A 20,579-nucleotide genomic window follows, 5' to 3' on the forward strand; every position below is an offset into this window, starting at 1 on the left:
CCTGACTCGGTCACTCTAGTTTAACTTTGAATCATGTGGCGCGATGACGCACCAACGCAGGCAAGTTCCCGACGACAGTTCATCCGATCCGGTGCGCTGGGGGTGACCGCGGCGGCGTTGGTGGCCGGCGGGGTCACTGCCAGTGGTCAGCCCGCGGTGGCGGCGGTGGGGCAACCGGTTCGGCCGCCAGGCGACGGTTCGCCGTTGCCGGTGACACCCGCCTGTTCCGGGCATGAGACCCCGGCGGCGATGGAGGGTCCGTTGTTCCGGCCCGAGTCGCCGGAGCGGACCGATTTGCGCACCCCGTCCATCACCGGGGTGTTCCTGTCCTTGCGCGGGGTGGTCTACGACCCTGCCTGCAAGCCGATTCCCGGTGCGCTGCTGGAGTTCTGGCAGTGCGACCAGCACGGCGATTACGACGTCAGCGGGTTCTCGCTGCGCGGGCACCAGCGCACCGGGGCCGATGGCGGTTACCGGCTGGAGACGATCATCCCGCGGGACTACTACGGCCGCTGGGGCCGCCGGGCCCCGCACATCCACACCCAGGTCCAGGCGCCGGGCGGACCGGTGCTGGTGACGCAGCTGTACTTCCCGGACAACACCGTGGCCTACGGACGGGACTTCGCCGCGCTCAACGCACAGGACGCGCTGATCAACCGGTCCTGCACGATCCTGTTGAACGCCAACGGTTCCAACGCCTACGGCGGACGGTTCGACTTCGTGGTGAAGCGGAGCGTGCGATGAGCGGGCGGACCGTGTCGCGCTGGGCCGCGACGACCATGACCGCGCTGTGCGCGCTGGGCATCCTGGCCGCGCCCACCTCCAACGCGGTGGCCCAGGACTGGCGGGCGCTGCCCGCGCCGGTGACCAAGGGCGATCTCACCGCGGTGGCCGCGCTCGGCGACACCCAGGCCTACGCGGTGGGCTATCGCCTGCGCAGCAACACCGCGGTGGACGCACTGGCCCTGCGCTGGGACGGCCGGAGCTGGACCCAGCACTCCACCCTGCCCGCGGAGAGCTTCCCGCAAACACTGGCGGTCCGCTCCGCCACCGACATGTGGGCCGCGGGCGCCGGCACCGCCCAGTGGACCGGCTCCAGCTGGGTCCGCCGCGCCCCGGCCAGTGACCCCGGGGGCACGATGACCCCGGAATCCCTTGCCCTGGCGGAGAACAACGCCGTCTGGCTGGCGGGCAAGGCGGTCCCCGGCTCGATCAAGAACGCCACCCCCGCGGTACAACGCTGGGACGGCACGGCCTGGCGCCGCCAGCCCCTGCCCGCCCTGGGCAAGGGCGAACTCAACGGCGTCGTCTCCCTCGGCGCCGGCCAGGCCCTCGCCGTCGGCGCCCAGTTCGCCACCCCGGACCAGCCCCAGCGCCCACTGATCCTGCGCCTGACCAACGGCCAGTGGCGCACCGAACCAGCCCCCACCGTCACCGGACACAGCTGGCTCAGCGCCGTCACCAGCCTCAGCCCCACCGAGGCCTGGGCCGTCGGCGCGACCACGATCAACGGCGTGGAACAACCCCTCGCCCTGCGCTGGAACGGCTCGACCTGGGCGAGCACCCAGGTTCCGTCCATTCCGGACGGTCGGCTGCGCTCGATCGGCCGGACGGCCAGTGGTGAGTTGCTGGCCGCGGGTGGCAAGGTGGCCGTTTCGGTGCTGCTGCGGTGGAATCCCACCGCGAACAGCTGGGAGCGGCTGTCCGATCCGGGGATCGTGACCAGGGCGGTGAGCACGGTGCCCGGGTCGAACGCGGTGTGGGCGGTCGGTGTGGGGCGGCAGGGCGACCTGGTGCCGCAGATCAGGCACACCGTCCGCTAAGGACTGTTCCGCCTCGCCCGCTCGTCACAAATCGTGCGGGCTCAGTGACCCTGTGAGTAGCCTGGCCTCGTCGATGACGGGGGAGCGGGCGATGCGGGACGGACAGCCGGAGATTCACAACAAGGTCGAGCAGATGATGGGCGACCTGGTCCAGGTCGGTGTGGTGCACGGTGGTGTGCACGTCAACTACAACGGTTCGCTTTCCGCGATGCGGAAGCCGAGCCTGCCGAGCGGACCGCAGACCTTGGTCAACCAGGTCGGCCCGTTGGGCGCGCTCGACGCGTTGTTGCCGGACCGGCCGGATGAGCACGAACCGATCGTCGCGACGATCTCCGCCGGCCGGGGCTTCGGCAAGACCGCGCTGTGCCTGTACTGGGGGAACCTGCGGGAACAGGAATTCCCGGACGGCCTGATCTACGCCAGCTTCGGCGCCTGGACCGACCGTCCACGTGGTGCTGCCGAGGTGCTCGCCGACGTGCTGGAGCAGCTGGGATGTGCCAGAGCCGGGCAGCCGACCGACTTCGGTGCGATGTCCAGCCTGCTCCGTGAGCTGACCAGGGGCAAGGCGTACCTGCTGGTGCTCGATGACATCGTCGCGGCCAACCAGGTGACCAGGTTGCTGCCGGGGCGGGGCCGCTCGGTGGTGCTGGCCATCGGCGCGGACAATCTGGCCGCGCTGGAGGCGCACGGCGCGCGGCCGATCGAGCTTGAGCCGCTGGAACCGGAGATGGCCGAGCTGTTCCTCAGGCTCGCGCCTCGGCTGATACCGCTGATGACAGCACAGGCCGCCGAGATGAAGGCCGTGATTGACCTCTGCCATGGCGTGCCGGTGCTACTGGACGCGGTGCGCGCGATGCTGCTGGAGACCCGTGGCCTCGGTTTCCAGGACCTGCTTGACGAACTGGGCGCGGCGGGGCACGGCATGACCACGATGCTGACCTCCGGTGGCGAGCCGGTGGACGCGATTTTTGACATGGTGGTCGGCAAACTCGGGTTCGAGGCCGCGGCCTGCTATCGCTGCTATGGCCTGCACCCGGGATTCGCCGCGCTGTCCGTCGGGGTGGTGGCCGAGGCCACCGGACTGACGGAAACTGCGGTGCGCCAAGGAATGCGGGAACTCCAGCGGCGAAGTCTGGTGCAGCCACCGAAGGCGGACCGGTACGCCATGCACCCCTGGATCCGGTCGCATGCCACGCAACTGGTGCGGCGGTTCCCAGCGGACAACGACGACCTGGTCCTGGCCAGGGCGGTCGACTGCTACCTGGTCCTCTGCGCGGAAGTCGACGAGACGCTGTGCCCGCGGCGCCCGTGGCGCAGGAGGATGTTCGCGGATCTGCGGACGAGCGCGGGAGTCAAGCAGGAGAGGGCCCAGAAGTGGCTGCTCGTCGAGGCGCCAAACCTCCAGCCGATCATGGAACTGGCCAAGGCGGCGGGTGAGCACCACAAGGTCGTCCGGTTCGGCATTGTGCTGTGGTCGCTGTTCCTGGTGCTGAAGCGGCACCAGGAGGCGCTGGCGGTGTTCGAGGCGGCGGCCGATTCCGCCCGGGTGCTGGGATTGCCGCTGGTGGAGAGCGTGTTGCTGACCCAGATCGGGTACGTGCACCGGCACTGCGAGGAGTTCGACGCCGGTCAGCGCGCCTTCGAGGCCGGGATCGCACTGGCCAGGGAGGCCGGGGACCTGGAAGCGAGGTTGACCGCGATTGAGGGGCTTGGTCTCATGCGCCTCGATCAGGGTCTGGTTCCGGCCGCACTGGAGTTGCTGCGGGAGAACCTGGCCGGTGCGCGGGTGATCGAGGACGAGCGCCGGACCGCGCTCGCCGCGTTCCACTGCGCCAAGCCTGAGGAACCGGTTCGGTCACTCGAACTGTTTGAAGCCGCCGCCACCACCTTCAGCGACCTGGATGACGAGTACAACGGGGCGAAAGTCCAGCTCTGGCAGGGAAAGAAGCTCATCGAGGCCCAACGTCTGGCGGCGGCGGGCGCGCCGCTCGCCGCCGCGCTGGACACGATGACCAGGCTGAACCGCGACTTCGATCGTGGCGAGGTGCAGGAGGCCCTGGCCGGACTCGCGGCCGCGCAGGGTGAGGTGAAGTTGGCGGAGCGGCATTACCGGACCGCGGCGGACATCTACGCCGGGCAGGGCCTGGTGCGCCAGGTCCAGCGGGCAGTGGCCTACCTGCGGACCGCCTGAACGGTACGGCCGCCGACCTCGATGGTCAGTTCCGGCGGCAACTCACCCGCCACGCACAACACCGAAGCCACCAGCTGCCCCGCCAACACGCCGGCCTGGTAGCGGAAGAACCGGCCGTCCCGGGTGCCCGCGAGCCAGCTGTCCGCGTCCACCGGACCGGCCGCGACCTGGCACGACGGCAAGGCGGCCAGGGTGGCGGTGATCCACTCGGGCGTGATCGGGGTGTGGGTGTGCAGGACCACCTCGGCCAGGTCGAGCCAGGCGCGGTAGGGCTCGGTGGTGTTGGTGGCCAGGTGGGCGTCTGCGGGCATGGTGGCGTGCTGGCGGAGGAGTTCGGCCGGGTGGCGGGTGATGGTGGCCTTGGGGAGGTCCAGGTCGACCTGGACCAGTTGGGCGGCAACGGGTTCCGGGGCTGCTGGGGGTAGGGGTGGGGCGGCCAGGTGGGCCGGGGTGGTGGGCTCTGGGAGGGCCAGGAGGTCGTAGAAAGCCTTGCGCAGCAACGAGGCTGACTGGCCGGGGGCTGAGGTGGCGAGGCTGGTGACGGACCTGGTAGTTGCCGGGTCGTGGGTGGTGATGGTGTGGTCGATCGTGCTGCGGAGATCGGCATCGGGGGCGAGTTTTGGGGCTATGGCCAGGAATTTGCCGACTGCCGAGTCCGGGTCGACGGCGTTGGCGGGGGCGGTGGCCAGTAGGACCGGGCGGCCGAGGGCGGCGGCGTAGAAGGAGAGGCTGGAATGGTCGCCGATGATCAGGTCGGCGGCGATGGTGGCGGCGCGCCAGCCTTCCTCTGGTGGCAGCACGATCGCGCCCGCTCGGGTGCAGTCGGCCAGCCAGCGCTTGAGCTGCCAGCGGGAATGGGCGTCCCAGACCGCGGGATGCAGGGCGACCGCGATCCGGTAGTCGTCCAGGGGGAGGGCTTCGAGCAGGCGGCGGATCAGCAGGGGATCGTTGCCGTACAAGGAATCCGGGCCCCAGGTGGAGGTGACCAGGAGCAGGCGCTGGGTGTCGGTGGTGCCCAGGGTGGCGCGGTAGCTGGGGCGTAGTGGTGCGCCCGCGAGCAGGCGGTCGAAGCAGGGGTCACCGGCGACCAGGGTGTGGCCCGCGGTCTGGGGCACGGCCTGGGTCAGGCGGGTGAGTTGTTCCTCGTGCGAGAGCACGATCAGGGACGGGACCAGCTCATCATCGGAAAGCAGCCAGCGCGGCGAAAGACCGAAAACCGATTTCCGATTTCCGATTTCCGATTTCCGATTTCCGATTTCCGGGCGAGTATTTATTGTAGCCCATTCCGTGGGGGAGAACCACCAAGGGGCCCAACAGATCCCGCAGGTCACCGCCATAGCTGGCCGCTATCACCAGGTCGAAGGAGACCTGGATCGCCTGGCTCCACGGAATGACCGCCATGCCCTGCTCGTGCAGCCATTCCTCGGTCCGCCCGGAAAACGGCGAGGAGCCCGGACAGGTGAACACCACCTGCACCCGGGGATCGTCGGCGACCAGGGGCAGCACGTCCAGCAGGCGGGTGGCGGCGGTCAGGTTGTGCACCACCGCGAGCACGGTCCGCCCAGCCCGCACCGTGGTCCACTGTGGACTGTGCGGCCCGATCGGCACCTTCACCCACCGCTGCGCAGCCACGAGCGGCGATCTTACGGCCTCAGAACCGGATGTCGCCGTGGATGTCCCTGGCCTGCACCACGTTCCCGGTCACCTTGCCGGAGATGTGGTTCACCACCCCGCCGGTCTCGGCGTGCTGGGACACGTCCACCTTGGCCCACTCCCCGTGCAGCTTCTTCCGGAACTCCGGATCCGCCGCGACGATCCTGGCCAGCGTGGCGGTCAGTTCGAGCACCCGCGGCGAGTCCTCGGCGGCGCCCTTGGCCGCGGTCAGTGCCCGCTGCGCCTTCCGGTCGACCTCGAAGCGCACCTTGACCAGCTCGTACAGTCCGGCATAACCGCCGGTGGCCAGCGCGGCGGCGACGTCGGCGAGGACTGGTTCCGGCATGGCTCTCCCAAGGCTGGCGGTCGCGCTGTGTGTCGATGCTGGCACAGCGGGTGTCCGCGAGGCCAGCCGCTCCTTGACTTTCGGCAGTACCCGGCCCAGAGCCGGCTGCGTAGCCTCGCGCTCGTGCGCTCTCGCTGGACCCGGTCGACGCTGCTGCTCGACCTGTCGCTGTGGCTGGCGTTCAGCCTGATCACCGTCGGTGGCCTGCAGCTTCCGCGGACCAGTCCGTGGTTCTGGCCGATCGTAGCCGGCATCGTGCTGCTGGCCGGGGTGGCCGTGTTCGTCAGCCGGATCAGCCCGGCCCTCGGGCTGGCCCTGGCCCTGCTGGGCACCGCCTGGCTGCTCTACTTCGTCTTCCCGCTCACCGCGCTCAGCTTCCTGGCCGGCCGCCGCCCGCACCGCGGACCACCGCCGCTGCTCTGGCTGGCCGGTGCGGTCACCCTCGGCGCGCTCGCGCTGACCCTGGCCACCCAGCCGGTCGGCGAGCTGTTCACCGGTGTCTACGTGCTGCTGTTCGCGGTGATCTTCCCGGTGCTGGTCGGCCGGTGCTGGCGGCTCTACCAGGACCTGGTCTCCGCGGGCTGGCGGCGGGCCGAGCAGCTGGAGAGCCAGCAGCGCATCCTGGCCGACCGGGCCCGGCTGCGGGAGCGGGCCCGGATCGCCCAGGACATGCACGATTCGCTCGGCCACGAACTGAGCCTGATCGCCCTGCGCGCCGGGGCCCTGGAGATCGCGCCCGACCTGGGTGAGCGGCAGCGCACCGCGGCCGGGGAACTGCGCGCCACCGCCACCGCGGCCACCGAATCCCTGCGGGACATCATCGGCGTGCTGCGCGACGAGACCGATCCGGTGCCGCTGGAACCGGTCGGCGAGCAGGTCGGCGAGCTGGTCGAACGCGCCCGCGCCTCCGGCATGGCCATCGAGCTGATGAGCACCGGCGCGGCGACGCTGCCGCCGATGGTGGACCGCGCGCTCTACCGGGTGGTGCAGGAGGCGCTGACCAACGCCACCAAACACGCCCCCGGCGCGCTGGTCACCGTGCGGATCGAGCACGGCGACGACGAGACCGCGGTGACCGTGGTCAACGAGCAGCCGCGGCAGCCCGGCACCGGACTGGCCTCCGGGCAGCGCGGCCTGCTCGGGCTGCGGGAACGGGTCCGGCTGCTCGGCGGCAGCCTGGACGCCGGTCCGCACCAGCGCGGGTTCCGGGTGGCCGCTCGGCTGCCGCACCGGAGCAGATCCGTTGCCCCGCAAGCGGATCCGCCCGAACGTTCGGAGTCGGCCAGTCAGCTGGCCACCGCCCAGCGCCGGGTCTGGCGCGGACTGCTCGCCGCGGTGTTCATCCCGGTCGGCGCGGGCATCGTGCTGGTGCTGGGCGTGCTCGCGGTCTACCTGTTCATCACGGCCAACTCGGTGCTCAAACCCGGTCCGTTCGCCGAGCTGCGGACCGGCCAGAGCCGGGCGGAACTGGCCGGGGTGCTGCCGCGCTACGAGATGGCCGACCCGCCCTCGGAACGCGGGGTGCAGCCGGAGGCGGGGGTGCGCTGCGCGTACTACCGTTCCTCGACCGGTGTGTTCAACCAGGTCGACGTGCACCAGCTCTGCTTCGCGGGCGAGACGTTGATCCTCAAGTACGTGATCCCACGGGGGCTGCGGTGATCCGAGTGGTGCTGGCCGACGACGAGGCGGTGATCCGGGCCGGGGTCCGGGCCATCCTGGCCGTGGACCCCGGGATCGAGGTGGTCGGCGAGGCCGCGGACGGACAGGCAGCCGTCGAGCGGGTGCGCGAGCTGCGGCCGGACGTGGTGCTGCTGGACATCCGGATGCCCAAGCTGGACGGACTGGCCGCCTGCGCCGAGATCCGCCGCCTGGTCCCGGCGACCGCGGTGGTCATGCTCACCACCTTCTCCGAGGACGCCTACATCGCCCGTGCGCTCGGCGACGGGGCCAGCGGCTTCCTGCTCAAGGCAGGCGATCCACGGGAGCTGATCGCCGGGGTGCGCGCGGTGGCCGAGGGCGCGGCCTACCTCTCGCCCAAGGTGGCGCACCGGGTGCTCACCGAACTCAGCGGCGGCCTGATGGCCCGCGGCGCGGCGGCCAGGGAACAGACCGGCCGGCTCACCGAACGCGAGCGGGAGGTGCTGGCCTTCCTCGGCGGCGGCCTGTCCAACGCGGAGATCGCCCGCCGCCTGCACCTGGTCGAGGGCACCGTGAAGGCCTACGTCAGCACCATCCTGAGCAGGCTCGGCGTCCGTAACCGGGTGCAGGCGGCGATCCTGGCCTACGAGGCCGGACTGGTCCGCGGCCTGGACTGAACCCATCGCGCCAGCACCGGCTCCAGCAGCCGGACGGCCAGGAAGGCCAGCGCGGGCGCGAGCAGCACGCCGAGCAGGAACCCGGCGACCACATCGTGCGGGTAGTGCACGCCCAGGAACACCCGGGAGTAGGCCATCAGCACCGCCAGCGGCAGCAACCACAGCGCGGTGCGCCGCCACACGTAGGCCAGCGCGGCGGCCGAGGCGGCGGCCAGGGTGGCGTGATTGCTGGGGAATGACCAGTCGCCCACCGGCGGGCAGTGCGTCAGCACCGCGGCGCCGGCGACCGCCCGGCAGGGCCGTTCCTCCTGCAGGATCAGCTTGAGCACCTCGGAGAGCAGGTAACTGCCCGCCACCGCCAGCGGCACCGCGAGCGCGGTGGCCAGCGCCGCTGGCGCGCGGTCGCGGGCCCGCCAGAACAGGATCAGGAAGAAGGCGCCAAAAACGAGAAGGCCGCCGTCGGTGCCGAATTCGACTGCCGTGCGCACCCATTCCGGGGTGTCTGCGGCGAAACCGGTGACTGCGCGGTAGAGGTCAATGCTCACGTCGGGTATCAGGGACACTCACCGAAAGTTAGGCAGCGCACCCCACTGTCCACAGTGCGCGATCGGCAACGGTTACCCCTGACTTTCGTCAGGTCCGCGGGCGTCAGCGGATCTTGCCCAGGGGGTGGGTTGCGGCCAGTTCGGCACCAGCGCCACGGTGAGTCCGGCCAGCGCGGCGAGCCCGACCAGCCAGCCCGCGTGGCTCTCGTCCAGGGCCAGCATCCGGGCCCCGGCGAAGAACACCACCACCCCGGCCACCTTGGCCACGTTCGGCTCATGCCGCAGCACGTAGAGGAACAGGCTGAACGCGAGCAGTGCCAGGTACTGCAGGGCCGCGTCACCGTGGGTGCCCAGGGCGAGGGTGAAAACCTGGAGGCCGAGCAGGAAATAGGCGAAGGCCCAGGCGCGCCCGATCCGGCCGCGGGTCCGCCCGACCCGGCGGCCGACGCGCGCGCTCACCGTGGGAACTTGTTGCGCCGCACCGGATCTCATGGTCTCGGGTACCCCCTCGCCGGGGTTCTACGCGTATCTTCAGCGCACGCTCAGGAGCCGCGCCTAGAGTGATCATCGCCGGTCGCGGTGAGTGAGGACACCGCGGCCGGACCATTTTACGCCGGGCGACGTCTGCGACAGTGTGTATCGGTTGTCCGATGTGGATCGTTACGTCACTTTCCGGTGCTTTTTCTCACCCCATTCCGGTTACACGTTGAGCTGCCTCTTCGGGCAAGCTCGCCCCATCCCAACCGGACTTCCCGGGGGGACTGGGATCGCGCCTGGGGGCGCGTACACAAATGTGGGGAATACCTTGAAGAAGCCTTTGGGCCTGTTGACCCGTGCCGTCGCCGGCGCGGCCGTGCTGGCTGTCATCGCCGCGCCGATGGCGCTCGCGCAGACCAGCACTCCGACCACTCCGCCCGCCACCACCTCTTCGGCGGCGGCCACCACCACCTCCAGCGCGGTGCCGACGACCTCGCCGTCCAGCACCAGCCCGGTGACCAGCAGCACCTCCAGCCCCAAGCCGACCACGTCGACGTCGACCTCCTCGACCCGGCCGACCACCTCGACCAGCGAGAAGCCGGACCCGGGTGGCAAGCCGTGGCAGGACCAGATCTTCGGCCTGGTCAGCAACCCGAACGACCCGACCCAGGCCGCGATCGTGATCGGCTGCGCCGCAGCCAAGCCGACCGACATCAGCTCGGTCGCGCTGACCATCGACGAGGCCATCCAGAGCGAGGTCGACCCGCGCGTCTACGTCGCGCTGGCCAAGCTCAAGGCCGGGGTCGAGCTGGGCGAGTACCAGATCACCGCCAAGTGCGGCGCCAAGACCCTGAGCTTCTCCTTCCGCGTGATCGGCGAGGAGACCCCGGGTGGCGGCAAGACCCCGGTGCTCGGCAAGCCGGGCAAGGGCAAGAAGAACTCGCAGATCGGCTTCACCCCGCGCGGCGGCGTGGAGACCGGTTTCGGCGGCACCGCCTGAGCATGCAGATGACCAAGCTGACCGGTGGCCGCGGGCTCGCGGCCACCGTCCTGCTGGCCACCGCGTTGCTGGTGAGCGCGTGCGGCGGTGGCGAACCCGCCACCCCGCAGACCTCCGCGTCGCAGACCAGCACCCCGGCCGCGGCCGAAGCAGGCGCCAAGCTCAAGCCGACGGATGTGCGCATTCCCAAGCTCAACGCGCAGTCCTCGCTGATCAGCACCGCGATCAACCCGGACGGGTCGCTTGAGGTGCCCAAGGCGGACAAGCCGATGCAGGCCGCCTGGTACCGGATGAGCCCGGTGCCCGGCGACAAGGGCCCGGCGATCATCCTCGGCCACGTCGACGGCAACAAGCAGCCCGGCATCTTCTACAAGCTGCACGAGCTGGCCGCCGGTGACGAGGTCTTCGTCAAGCGCAGTGACGGCAAGGAGGTGAAGTTCGTCGTGACCACCAAGGAACAGAAGCCCAAGAACGAGTTCCCGACCGAGGCGGTCTACGGCGACAGCCCCGACCCGATCCTGCGGTTGATCACCTGCGGCGGCGCCTTCGACAAGGCGGCGCACAGCTACCAGGACAACGTGATCATCTCGGCCAAGCTGGTCGCCTGAGCTGTCCCGCGTGGCGGGCCTGGTGCGGAGTTCCGCACCAGGCCCGCAACTGCGTACTGGAAGAAATCATCACTAAGGCCATATAACGACGCTGGCTGGTCCGCGCGGCCATGTGTCACGATCGTGCTCCGAAAACGCGCCGACCTGGGGGCAGTGCATGGACCAGGAGCGACTTGCCGCCGCCACCCAACAGGCAGTGGTTCGCATCCGCGCCGCCGGCGCCAGCAAGGAACAGGCCGAGGACTGCGTCCAGGACGCGGTGGTCGACCTGCTGGCCGGGGCGCACCGCACGCCGGTCGAACGGCCGGAGGCCTGGCTGACCACGGTCTCCCGCCGACGTTTCGTCGATCAGCTGCGCCGCCGCAGACGTGAGCAGACCGCGCTGGCCCGCAGCGACGCGCAGACCCGGATCACCGGCAGCGACCCGTCCGAGGCCATCGCCGACCGGGACCAGGCCCGCTGGATGGCAGCGGCACTGGACGAGCTGCCCAGCACCACCCGCGAGGTGGTCCAGCGCGCGGGCGCCGGTATGCCGCCCGAGCAGATCGCCACTGAGCTGGGCCTGAGCGCCCGCTCGGTCGAATCCCACCTGACCCGCGCCCGTCGGCTGCTGCGCAGGCTGGCCGCCGCCGCGGTGCTGCCCGCCTGCCTGGCCTTCGGCGGACTCTGGCGCTGGCTGGGCGCAGGGAAGGCGGCCGGGGTCAAGGTCGCGCTGACCGCGGTCACGGTCCCGCTGGCCCTGGGCTCGCTGGCCGTGCTGCCCAGCCTGCCGGGCACCGGCCCCACCCCGGAACCACCCCCGCTGGCGCTGGTCGAACTGCCGAAGCCGATCTCACCCGACCCGGGCCCGGTCGCTGGCACCGCACCGGTCACGCCGGCCCAGCCCAACACCACCCAGTCTGATCCCGCTCGGTCCACTCCCGGCCGGCCACCGGACTCCGCGGCCCCGCCACGCGGCGGCGGCAAGGACAAGGCCACCCCGCCCGCACACGGCAAGGACAAGGCCAAGCCGCTGGTGGGCAAGGGCAAGTTCACCGCTCGTGGTGGGGCACAATTCCGGAGTTTCGGCTGGTCACAGCACAAGTCAGGGCAGTCGGCGAAAAGCCGGGAAGATTTTTTTGCGGGACGCGGCGGTCCCGGGCGACAACCTAGTGGTGGGTCCCGGAACTGACCATCCGCGCCAGCACGCGCGGACGTGCCCACCAGCACCGGACGCCTCCTGGCCGAGGCTCACGCGCTGCCCCTGGCCAGGCGGATTCCGGTGTGAGGTCACGGTGGGGTCGGTGTCAGGGCCCCGATCCCGACTCCACCGTGGCCTCCCCACACCGGACTAGATGGCGATGACCGCGAACACCGAGGACGAGGCCGCCACGTAGACATCGGTCTCCGGCGCGAACACCCGCAGCGTCAACGAGGTCTGCACGCGCAGGGACAGCGTGAACGTGCCGTTGGGGCGGCAGGGGCTCGGGCTGCCCAGGTTCACCCACAGCCCCGCACTGGTCTGGGACTGCAGGATCACCGAGCCGAACAGGGCGGCGGAGCGCTCGCCGGTCAGGTCCTCCATCGAGCCCTCGATGGTGAACTCCTCGCCCTTCTTGACCTTGTTCTGCTTCTTCGCCTTGGTCTTGACCTTGGCCTTCTTCTTGCCCTGCTGCTCGACCACTGTCGAACCGGACTCGGCGGTCGAGGCGGCCGCGACCGGAGCAACCGCCAGTGCCCCGAAGGCCACCAGCAGCGCCATGACAACTCGGAGGAACCGGGTCTGGAACACCGGCAGGTTCTTGTTCATAACCTGAACCAGAACCAACAACTGGCCAGATCGCCATTCGAAAGTCCACAATGGACCTTGTCGGATGACTAGCGTGCCTGCTCAGGTGTTGAATGGGCCAGGTGTTGGTCGAAGCCGCCCTGCTCAAGCTGGGCACCGCCGCCGTGCGCACCGCCGCCAAACTGTGGCTGGCCGACGACAAAATCGCCGCCGAGGTGGGCGCCAGCGCGGTGGACCTGGTGTCCGAGCGGTTCGGCAGCCAGCGGGACAAGCGCCGCTTCGCCCGGATGCTGGAGACCTTCGCCGAAGCCGTGGTGGACCGGCTCGAACCCATCATCGACACCGAGTTCGCCACCCTGCCCGAGCATGAGCGGACCGCCACGGTGCTCGCGGTCCAGGACACCTTCACCCAGGCCGCCCTGGTGGACAAGGACCTCTTCGCCGCCGACCTGGACGCCCGCCACCTCGACCGCGCGCTGCGCCGCCAGGCTCCCGGCCACGACACCCTGCTGGCCACCGACGCCAAGGCCCTCTACGCGCTGCTGCTGCGCGAGTCCTGCGGCTACGTCATCGAGATCGCCCGCGGCCTGCCCACCTTCAGCACCGCCGCGCTGACCGAGTTGCTCAAGCGGGACACCGAGATCATCAACGGCATCCGCGAGGTGCTGGCCCGCCTGCCCCAGCGCGACCGCGGCGCCGGTTTCGACTACGACTACCGCCAGCAGGTGGCCCGCAAACTCGACTACGTCGAACTCTTCGGCGTCACCCTGGACGACGCCAGCAGGCGCTATCCGCTCAGCGTCGCCTACATCAGCCTCACCGCCGACACCGAGGACGGCAGAGCGGCCCGGGTCGAGGAACTACTGGCCAGGAGCAGCAAACTCTTCATCCGCGGCGAGGCCGGCCTGGGCAAAACCACCCTGCTGCACTGGATCGCCGTCCGCAGTGCCCGCCGCGACTTCCCGGAAACCCTGGCCGCCTGGAACAACACCATCCCGTTCTTCGTCCCCCTGCGCCGCTACGCCGACCGCGAACTGCCCACCCCGGAACGGTTCCTGGACGAGGTCGGCAGGCACATCGCCGACGAGATGCCCAAGGGCTGGGTGCAGCAACACCTCCGCGGCGGCCACGCGGTGGTCCTGATCGACGGCGTGGACGAGTTGGCCCCGCACCGCCGCGAAGAGGCCCGCGACTGGCTCCGCTACCTGACCCTGACCTTCCCCGAAGCCCGCTGGGTGATCACCTCCCGCCCCGGCGCGGCTCAACCGGACTGGCTGGCCACCGACGGTTTCCTCAGCCTGGACCTCCAGCCGATGACGCCCGCTGATGTCCGCACTTTCGTGCAGCGCTGGCACGCTGCCATGCAGTCGATGTGCGCGGACGACGAGGCCAAGGCGGAAATCGAGTCCTACCACCAGAACCTGCGCACCCAGTTGGACACCCGCAACCACCTCCGCCGCCTCGCGGGCTACCCACTGCTGTGCGCCCTGTTATGCGCGCTGCACAAGGACCGCCGGGCCGCGCTGCCGGACAACCGGATGGAGCTGTACGAGGTCGCCCTGCACATGCTGCTGGAACGCCGCGACGCCGAACGCCGCATTCCCACCCCGGCCGGCCTCAACCGCACCGAGAAAACCCTGCTGCTGGGCGATCTCGCCTATTGGCTGATCCGCAACGAACGCAGCGACATCGAAACCGACCGCGCCATCGAGCACCTGGGTCGCAGACTGCGTTCGATGGCCCAGGTCCAGGCCGAGCCGGAAGAGGTCTACCGGCATCTGCTCGTCCGCTCCGGCCTGCTTCGCGAACCGGTGGAAGGCCGGGTCGATTTCGTGCACCGGACCTTCCAGGAGTACCTGGCCGCCCGCGCCGCCATGCAGGATTTTGACGATGTCGACCTGCTGCTCAAGAACGCGTCGAGCTGGCACGAAGTCTTTGTACTGGCCGTCGGCCACGCCTCAAGCCGCCAGCGCGAGGCCCTGCTCGCCGGCCTCACCGCGACCAAGGGCAAACGCAATCTTCAGTTACTCGCCCTCGCCTGCCTGGAAACCGCCCCGGACCTCAACTCGGAACTACGAGCCGAAATCCAGCGCCAGGCCGCCGACCTGATGCCGCCGAAGTCCCGCACCCAGGCCCGGGTATTCGCCTCCGTCGGAGCTTTCGCCCTCGACCTGCTTGCGAACGTCAATCCCGGCACGGACAAGGAAATGGTGGCGACCATCAGAGCACTGGCGGAGACCGGGCTGCCCGAGGCGATACCGCTACTGGCCAGGTTCGCCGGGGTGCAGGGAACAGCCCGGCGCGAACTACTGGCGGTGTGGGACCGGTTCGACCGGGACGAGTACGCGCGGGTCGTGCTCGCTGAACACCAGACTGTGCTGCTGGTGCAGGACGTCGATCCGGCATTGCGTCATCTGCGCGGGCTCCGGCGCCTGTACGTTTCCAAGGGCGGCGACCTGCGATATGTCCCGCCTGGGGTGCGCGAACTCGTCGTGACCGGGCCGACAGACCTGAGCACGCTGCCCGCATTGCCCAAGCTGCGAATGCTCCGCCTGAGCCGCATCGAGGACATCAGCGATCTGTCCGCACTCAGATCCGCGCCTCGGCTTGAGCATCTCTGCATCGATCCGAACGGAAGCCCGGTGAATCTTGACGTCACCTCGATCCTGGCGATGAAGACCCTGCGCCGCTTGGAGATCACCTGTGCGGATTCCACTGTCCTCGGCGGCCCGCTGTACGACCGCGCCGAGCTGCAGGTCATCTGGCGGCCTCGAAACGACGATCGCCCCGCGGACCAGAAAGATCCGCGGGGCGACCGAAAAAACCAGTGACTACTTGGCGAACTCCGCGCCGCGGGTCACCGCGTTCCACGCGTCCACGATCCCGTGCCCGTAGAACCCGTTGAACTTGGTGTCGCCCTCACAGGTGGCCGTGAACTCCGCGCTCCGGCCCTCCTTCAGGTAGTCCACCGTGCGCAGGGTCGGGCAGGGGCGCTTCTGCGCGGTGCCGTAGAGCACCTTCTCCACCTTGTCCGGCGCCAGGGTCAGGGTGCCGGGGTGCTTCTTGTCGTTCTTGCCGTACTGGCTCACGATCAGCGCCGCCACACCGGCCGCGTGCGGGGAGGCCATCGAGGTCCCCTGCAGGTAGTGGTAGTAGCCGACCTTGTCGCCCTGCACGTACTTCTGCACCCCGGCCTTCACGCCCTCCGGCGTGATGTTGCCCGCCGCGTCCACCAGGTTCTCCGCCTGCAGGACGTTCTTCGGGTAGGAGGACAGGATGCGGTTCTCGTTGGCGTTGAACCACGGGGTGCCGAAGTAGTCGCGGGTGTAACCGCCGGGGGCGGCCACCGAGATCTGCTCCAGGCCGTAGTTGGAGAAGTCCGACTTCTTGCCGGACGGGCCGAGGCTGGACACGCCGATCGTGTGCGCGCCCTCGACCGGCAGGTCGAAGCAGCTCGCGTTGTCGATCGGGCGCTCGTGGGTGTTCCCGGCCGGGAAGTTCGGGCTCGACTTGTCGGTCCGCGGCTTGCCGAGGTCCTCGTGGTTGTTGCCGAGCGCGCCGACCAGCGTGACGCCCTTGTTGTGCGCGTAGTTCAGCGCGCGGTTGATCGTCTTGATCGTGGTGCGCTGCTCGAGCTGCTGCTCGGGGGTGTCGGCCGGGTTGGCCACGCAGTTGAACGCCCACGGGTCGACGTAGAAGGACATGTTGATCACGTCCAGGCCCGCGTCCGCGCCGTAGGTCAGCGCGTCCACCACCGGCTGCAGGAAGAAGAAGCCGCTGTCCTGCCCGCCGCGGATGTTCACCAGGGTCACGCCGGGCGCGACGCCGGAGACGCCGAAGCCGTTGACCGCCGCGCCGATGGTGCCCGCGACGTGCGTGCCGTGGCCGCTGTCGTCGTGGTCGTTGGGGTCCACGCAGCCGCGGTACTCGCACTCGCCGTCGACCACGGCGCCGTTCTCGTCATAGGGGAGGTCCGTGGTGAAGTTGCGGGACAGCTCCTTGGAGAAGTTCGGCGCGATGTCCGGGTGGCTGCCGTCGACCCCGGTGTCCAGGATGCCGACGGCGACCTTCTTGCTGCCGGGCTGCTTGGACCGGGCGAGGTCGGAGCGGAGCATCTTCAGGCCCCACAGCGCCTCGTCCATCGGGTCCATGCCGACGGCGGCCGGGGCCTTCTTCTCCTCGGGAGCCTGCTTGCCCGCGGACTCCTTCTCCACCGCGTCCCGCTTGGCCTTCTCCAGCTTCTGCTTGGGCGCCTGGCCGACCGGCCGGGCCCTGGTCGCGCCGCCCACGTCCTTGTTGCCGGCGACCTGGGTGATGAAGCCCTGCTGCGGGGCCCGCACGACCAGGGCGCCGATGGCGGCGTTCTCCTTGGTCACGGTGCCGCCGGCATCCTGCACCGCGCGGATCGCGGCTTCCCGGCTGGCGCCGTCGGCGACCAGCACGGTGTAGTCGGACTGGGCCTGCTGGGATGCCGTGCCCGCGGCACCCGCCGGGCCACCGGCCAGCAGCAGGGAACCTGCCACGACCGGCACAGCCAGCCCGGCTGTCAGGATTTTCTTGACCTTCACGTTCATTGCCTCCTCGACGTGGCCCGGCTGGACACCTCCGTGTCCAAGCGGCACGCTCACGGAACGAACTGCGGTTATGCGCCGCGCGCATTGCAACAGCGGCCGACGGACAAGCGGAAATACCAACGGGTGACCAAGATTGATGCAGGGTGGGCATGGATATCGAGTTCCGGCATCTTAAGGCTTTCCGGGTGCTCGCCGAGGAGCTGAACTTCACCCGCGCCGCGGCACGTCTGGGTGTTCCGCAGTCCGGTCTGTCCCGCCAGGTGCAGCGGCTGGAGCGCAGCCTGGGCGCCAGCCTGCTGCGGCGCAGCACCCGCGCGGTCGCGCTCACCCCCGCCGGGCACGCCCTCTACAGCCACGCCCGGCGCGCCGAGGAACTCGCCGAGCAGCTCAGGGCCGATGTCGCCGCCGCTGGTCAGGGGCAGGTGCAGCTCCGGCTGGCCACCTACCCGATCGGCGTTTCCGAGCTGACCGCCCGGCTCACCCAGGCCCTGCCCGAGGTCCAGGTGGCCACCCTGACCACCACCCCCGACCTGGCCGTGCAGGCACTGGAACGCGGGGAAGCCGATCTCGCGCTCGGCTATGGCCCGCCAGGGACGCAACCCTCGTTACCGCCGGGTGCCCAAGCCGAAATTCTGTTGCATGAACCGATTTACGTGGCCCTTTCGGCTGCCCATCGGTGCGCCGGGGCGGATTCGGTGCACCTGGCCGAACTGGCCGTGGACCGCTGGGTCGCACCGCCGCCGGACACCGTGCTCGCCCAGGTGTGCAACGCTGTGTTCGCCTCCGCCGGAATTCGCCCACACGTGCTACACGTGGCTGATTCCTCGAACACGGTGCGCAACCTCGTCTCCTCCGGGCAGGCGGTCAGCCTGGCCACCCCGCTGGCCGGGGCCTGGCCGGATGACAACGTGGTGGTGCTGCCGGTGGACCCGCCCATTCACCGCCCGGTGTGGGCGGCCTGGCTGCGCCGATTGCCGGCCGAGGTGGTGGCCAGCGCGCTCGGCGCGGTCTGTGCGCATTACGCCCAGTTGGCCGACCGGGCCGGTGACTACTGGTCACGGGCGAAACAGGAGGAACTGCTCCGCGGCGGGCACTGGCCGAGGGAAAACTGAAGAGATCCTCAGTTGTGCTGGGTAAGGTCGGCGGACATGACGACCACCGCCGACGCGGTCGAACCCGGTGTCGGCCGGAGTCGCCGCAACTACCTCGCCGCCGAGTTCCTCCTGCTGTTCTTCGGGGCGGTGACGATCTACACCGTCTTCCGCATTCCCGGCGGACCCATTCCACTGCTCGTCGTGCTCGGCGTGGTCGCGGTTGTCTACCTGCGCCGCCAGCCCGACTTCGACCGGGCGAACTTCTGGCGGGCCAGGGCGCTGTGGCCGGTGCTGCCGCGGATGCTGCTGCTGTGGGGCGCCACCGCCGTGCTCGGCCTGGTCTCGCTGTGGCTGTTCAGTCCGGAACGCCTGTTCGAGCTGCCGCGGAACAACCCGACGGTGTGGCTGTTCGTCATGCTGTTCTACCCGCTGCTGTCGGTCTACCCGCAGGAACTCATCTTCCGGGCGTTCCTGTTCCACCGGTACGCCCCGGTGTTCGGCAACGGGCTGGGAATGGTCGCCGCGAGTGCCGCTGCCTTCGGTTTCGTGCACATCATCTTCGGGAACGTGTTGAGCGTGGTACTCACGGTCATCGGCGGCTGGATCTTCAGCAACCGATACCGCCGCACCCGCTCGCTGTTCGCCGCCTGGGTCGAGCACGGGCTCTATGGCCTGCTGGTCTTCACCATCGGCTTCGGAGATTTCTTCTACCACGGCGCGGCCGTCCGCTGAATCGCTGTCGACCCTGGCCAGCAGGTCTCCAAATCACTGTCGACCCTGGCCAGCAGGTCTCCGAAGTCCTTATCATTCCGGTTGCCCCATCACACGACCCGGTCACATCTTGGTTGCCGCTCCACCCGGAAATTTGACTTCACGCCCGTTCGGATATTTACTGCCACGAGCCACCTATCCAAACGGGGAGTGCAAATGGCGGAGAAAGTCACGGTCGAGCTGGTGGACGACCTCGACGGGTCCAAGGCCGAGGAGAGTGTCTCCTTCGGGCTTGACGGTGTCGACTACGTCATCGACCTGTCCGCGGACAATGCGGCGGCTCTTCGCGACGCGGTCGCGTCGTATGTCGGGGCAGCCCGGCGTACCGGCGGTCGCAAGCAGCGGGCCACCCGCGGCGGCGGCGCCAAGGCCGCCGGCGAGCGCGACCGCAACCAGGAAATTCGGCAGTGGGCTCGCACCCAGGGCCACCAGGTGTCCGAGCGCGGCCGTATCCCGCAGGAACTGGTCGTGAAGTTCCAGGAAGCACACGCTTCCTGACTCGCGGTTCTTCGCGCTGCCGCGAAGGCGAAGCCTGTCTGGACGGGTCAGGCAGCGCCTTCGCGGCAGCGTTCGAACTCCAGCGGATCATGTGCGGAAAAGACCTGAATCCGTTGCGGTTCGGCCGCCGCGAGCGCGTGCAGGCGGCGCTGGTTGTCCAGACGTTTTGTCCGGTTGACCGCCACCACGGTTTGGAATAGGTCCAGCCCTGGTGTGCCGCGAGACGGTTGCGCATTGACCTCGCCGTGGAAGAAGTAGGCGTCTCCCGCGTGCAAGAGCCAGCGGTCCCCTGGCGCGGCCACCGCGACTCCGCTATGGCCGTGGGTGTGTCCGGCCAGTGGAATCAGCAGGATCTCCGGCGGTAGTCCGTCGAGTTGCCGCACGGCCTCGAAGCCGAACCAGCGCTCGCCCTCGCGCGTGCTGTATGTGGCCCAGTCCGGGTGATGCGCCCATTGCGCGGGCACATAGCGCGAACGTTCCCCCAGCGACCGCCTGGCCATTGCCGCGGCGTATTCATCAGCATGCACATGCACCTTGGCCTGCGGGAAATCCGCCAGCCCGCCGGCGTGGTCCAGGTCGAGGTGGGTCAGCACGATGTGCCGGACGTCGGCCGGTGAATAACCCAGCCGGGCGATCTGCCGCACCGCGGTCTCGGCCTCGACCAGCTTCGGCCGGCAGGAAAACCGGAACAGGGCGCCCAGCCTGCCCGGCGTGCGCACGTCGTCCACACCCAGTCCGGTGTCCACCAGCACCAGGCCCTGCCCGGTCTCGATCAGCAGGCAGTGCGCGACCAGCGTGGCCGCCCGGTGCGGCGGGGCGTCGCCGTTGATCAGCCTGCCGCCGAGCGGGGCCATGCTGGCGCAGTTGAGGTGGTGGACGCGCATGTCCGTACATCTAGCAGGCAGGTTCACCCGGT

General features: G+C 69.5%; 20 protein-coding genes. 12 read left to right on the top strand and 8 right to left on the bottom strand.

Annotation, left to right across the window (positions count from 1 at the left end; all coding sequences use genetic code 11):
- The first annotated feature begins 210 nt into the window (after positions 1-210).
- The 3 genes from MZC64_RS01900 to MZC64_RS01910 all read left to right on the top strand — a co-directional run bounded on the left by MZC64_RS01900 (position 211) and on the right by MZC64_RS01910 (position 4,014).
- Positions 211-744: a hypothetical protein gene (locus MZC64_RS01900; protein WP_247756203.1), complete on the top strand. Its 534-nt coding sequence runs from the start codon at positions 211-213 to the stop codon at positions 742-744.
- Entirely contained in the window at positions 741-1,823 is a 1,083-nt protein-coding gene (locus tag MZC64_RS01905) for a hypothetical protein (protein WP_247755354.1), read from the top strand. Before MZC64_RS01900 ends, MZC64_RS01905 begins: the two co-directional genes overlap by 4 nt.
- Before the next feature lie 91 nt (positions 1,824-1,914).
- Complete coding sequence (locus tag MZC64_RS01910; protein ID WP_247755355.1) at positions 1,915-4,014, top strand: hypothetical protein; 2,100 nt, start codon at positions 1,915-1,917, stop codon at positions 4,012-4,014.
- Here the strand turns inward: MZC64_RS01910 and MZC64_RS01915 are convergent.
- Genes MZC64_RS01915 through MZC64_RS01925 form a run of 3 tightly spaced genes read right to left on the bottom strand, consistent with a single transcriptional unit; the run spans position 3,996 to position 6,013 of the window.
- The gene (locus MZC64_RS01915; RefSeq protein ID WP_247755356.1) at positions 3,996-5,171 is read right to left on the bottom strand and encodes a hypothetical protein; all 1,176 of its coding nucleotides are present in this window, start codon (positions 5,169-5,171) and stop codon (positions 3,996-3,998) included. The two genes, MZC64_RS01910 and MZC64_RS01915, sit on opposite strands and share 19 nt — an antisense overlap.
- A 22-nt stretch (positions 5,172-5,193) precedes the next feature.
- Positions 5,194-5,646 carry a hypothetical protein gene (locus MZC64_RS01920; protein ID WP_247755357.1) on the bottom strand — a complete coding sequence of 151 codons (453 nt, stop codon included), beginning with the start codon at positions 5,644-5,646 and terminating at the stop codon, positions 5,194-5,196.
- 19 nt (positions 5,647-5,665) lie between these two features.
- Positions 5,666-6,013 carry a hypothetical protein gene (locus MZC64_RS01925; protein ID WP_247755358.1) on the bottom strand — a complete coding sequence of 116 codons (348 nt, stop codon included), beginning with the start codon at positions 6,011-6,013 and terminating at the stop codon, positions 5,666-5,668.
- Between the two features lie 123 nt (positions 6,014-6,136).
- Between MZC64_RS01925 and MZC64_RS01930 the strand changes: the two genes are divergently transcribed.
- Together MZC64_RS01930 and MZC64_RS01935 are read left to right on the top strand one after the other, a co-directional pair.
- Entirely contained in the window at positions 6,137-7,672 is a 1,536-nt protein-coding gene (locus tag MZC64_RS01930) for a histidine kinase (protein WP_247755359.1), read from the top strand.
- A complete protein-coding gene (locus tag MZC64_RS01935; RefSeq protein ID WP_247755360.1) occupies positions 7,669-8,328 on the top strand; it encodes a response regulator transcription factor in 660 nt (219 codons plus the stop codon). Before MZC64_RS01930 ends, MZC64_RS01935 begins: the two co-directional genes overlap by 4 nt.
- On the opposite strand, the gene MZC64_RS01940 is transcribed toward MZC64_RS01935, so the two are convergent.
- Positions 8,295-8,891: a phosphatase PAP2 family protein gene (locus MZC64_RS01940; protein WP_247755361.1), complete on the bottom strand. Its 597-nt coding sequence runs from the start codon at positions 8,889-8,891 to the stop codon at positions 8,295-8,297. The genes MZC64_RS01935 and MZC64_RS01940 overlap by 34 nt on opposite strands.
- Before the next feature lie 54 nt (positions 8,892-8,945).
- Positions 8,946-9,332 carry a hypothetical protein gene (locus MZC64_RS01945; RefSeq protein WP_247755362.1) on the bottom strand — a complete coding sequence of 129 codons (387 nt, stop codon included), beginning with the start codon at positions 9,330-9,332 and terminating at the stop codon, positions 8,946-8,948.
- 367 nt (positions 9,333-9,699) lie between these two features.
- On the opposite strand from MZC64_RS01945, the gene MZC64_RS01950 reads away from it, so the two are divergent.
- The 3 genes from MZC64_RS01950 to MZC64_RS01960 all read left to right on the top strand — a co-directional run bounded on the left by MZC64_RS01950 (position 9,700) and on the right by MZC64_RS01960 (position 12,129).
- The gene (locus tag MZC64_RS01950) at positions 9,700-10,350 is read left to right on the top strand and encodes a hypothetical protein (RefSeq protein ID WP_247755363.1); all 651 of its coding nucleotides are present in this window, start codon (positions 9,700-9,702) and stop codon (positions 10,348-10,350) included.
- Between the two features lie 2 nt (positions 10,351-10,352).
- Entirely contained in the window at positions 10,353-10,958 is a 606-nt protein-coding gene (locus MZC64_RS01955; RefSeq protein WP_308300944.1) for a class F sortase, read from the top strand.
- Positions 10,959-11,115: 157 nt separating this feature from the next.
- On the top strand, positions 11,116-12,129 hold the full coding sequence (locus MZC64_RS01960) for an RNA polymerase sigma factor (RefSeq protein WP_247755364.1): 1,014 nt from the start codon (positions 11,116-11,118) through the stop codon (positions 12,127-12,129).
- A 159-nt stretch (positions 12,130-12,288) separates the two neighbouring features.
- Here MZC64_RS01960 and MZC64_RS01965 read toward each other — a convergent pair whose 3' ends face one another.
- Positions 12,289-12,747 (bottom strand): hypothetical protein, encoded by a 459-nt coding sequence (locus MZC64_RS01965; protein ID WP_247755365.1) that lies wholly within the window; start codon positions 12,745-12,747, stop codon positions 12,289-12,291.
- Between the two features lie 92 nt (positions 12,748-12,839).
- Here MZC64_RS01965 and MZC64_RS01970 point away from each other — a divergent pair, with 92 nt between their 5' ends.
- Positions 12,840-15,557, top strand: coding sequence for an NACHT domain-containing NTPase (locus MZC64_RS01970; protein WP_247755366.1), 2,718 nt, complete (start codon positions 12,840-12,842; stop codon positions 15,555-15,557).
- Here the strand turns inward: MZC64_RS01970 and MZC64_RS01975 are convergent, their stop codons facing one another.
- Positions 15,558-17,300 (bottom strand): S8 family serine peptidase, encoded by a 1,743-nt coding sequence (locus MZC64_RS01975; RefSeq protein WP_247755367.1) that lies wholly within the window; start codon positions 17,298-17,300, stop codon positions 15,558-15,560. It abuts the gene before it with no gap.
- A gap of 149 nt (positions 17,301-17,449) precedes the next feature.
- Here MZC64_RS01975 and MZC64_RS01980 point away from each other — a divergent pair, with 149 nt between their 5' ends.
- The 3 genes from MZC64_RS01980 to MZC64_RS01990 all read left to right on the top strand — a co-directional run bounded on the left by MZC64_RS01980 (position 17,450) and on the right by MZC64_RS01990 (position 19,663).
- Positions 17,450-18,412 carry a LysR family transcriptional regulator gene (locus MZC64_RS01980; RefSeq protein WP_247797655.1) on the top strand — a complete coding sequence of 321 codons (963 nt, stop codon included), beginning with the start codon at positions 17,450-17,452 and terminating at the stop codon, positions 18,410-18,412.
- Positions 18,413-18,448: 36 nt separating this feature from the next.
- A complete protein-coding gene (locus MZC64_RS01985) occupies positions 18,449-19,126 on the top strand; it encodes a CPBP family intramembrane glutamic endopeptidase (RefSeq protein ID WP_247755369.1) in 678 nt (225 codons plus the stop codon).
- A 195-nt stretch (positions 19,127-19,321) separates the two neighbouring features.
- Positions 19,322-19,663, top strand: a complete 342-nt coding sequence (locus tag MZC64_RS01990) for an Lsr2 family protein (protein WP_185000687.1) — start codon at positions 19,322-19,324, stop codon at positions 19,661-19,663.
- A 47-nt stretch (positions 19,664-19,710) separates the two neighbouring features.
- Here the strand turns inward: MZC64_RS01990 and MZC64_RS01995 are convergent, their stop codons facing one another.
- Positions 19,711-20,547, bottom strand: coding sequence for an MBL fold metallo-hydrolase (locus MZC64_RS01995; protein ID WP_247755370.1), 837 nt, complete (start codon positions 20,545-20,547; stop codon positions 19,711-19,713).
- Positions 20,548-20,579: the final 32 nt, after the last annotated feature.

It is taken from the genome of Crossiella sp. S99.2 (assembly GCF_023094165.1).
In the GTDB taxonomy this organism is placed as follows: domain Bacteria; phylum Actinomycetota; class Actinomycetes; order Mycobacteriales; family Pseudonocardiaceae; genus Crossiella.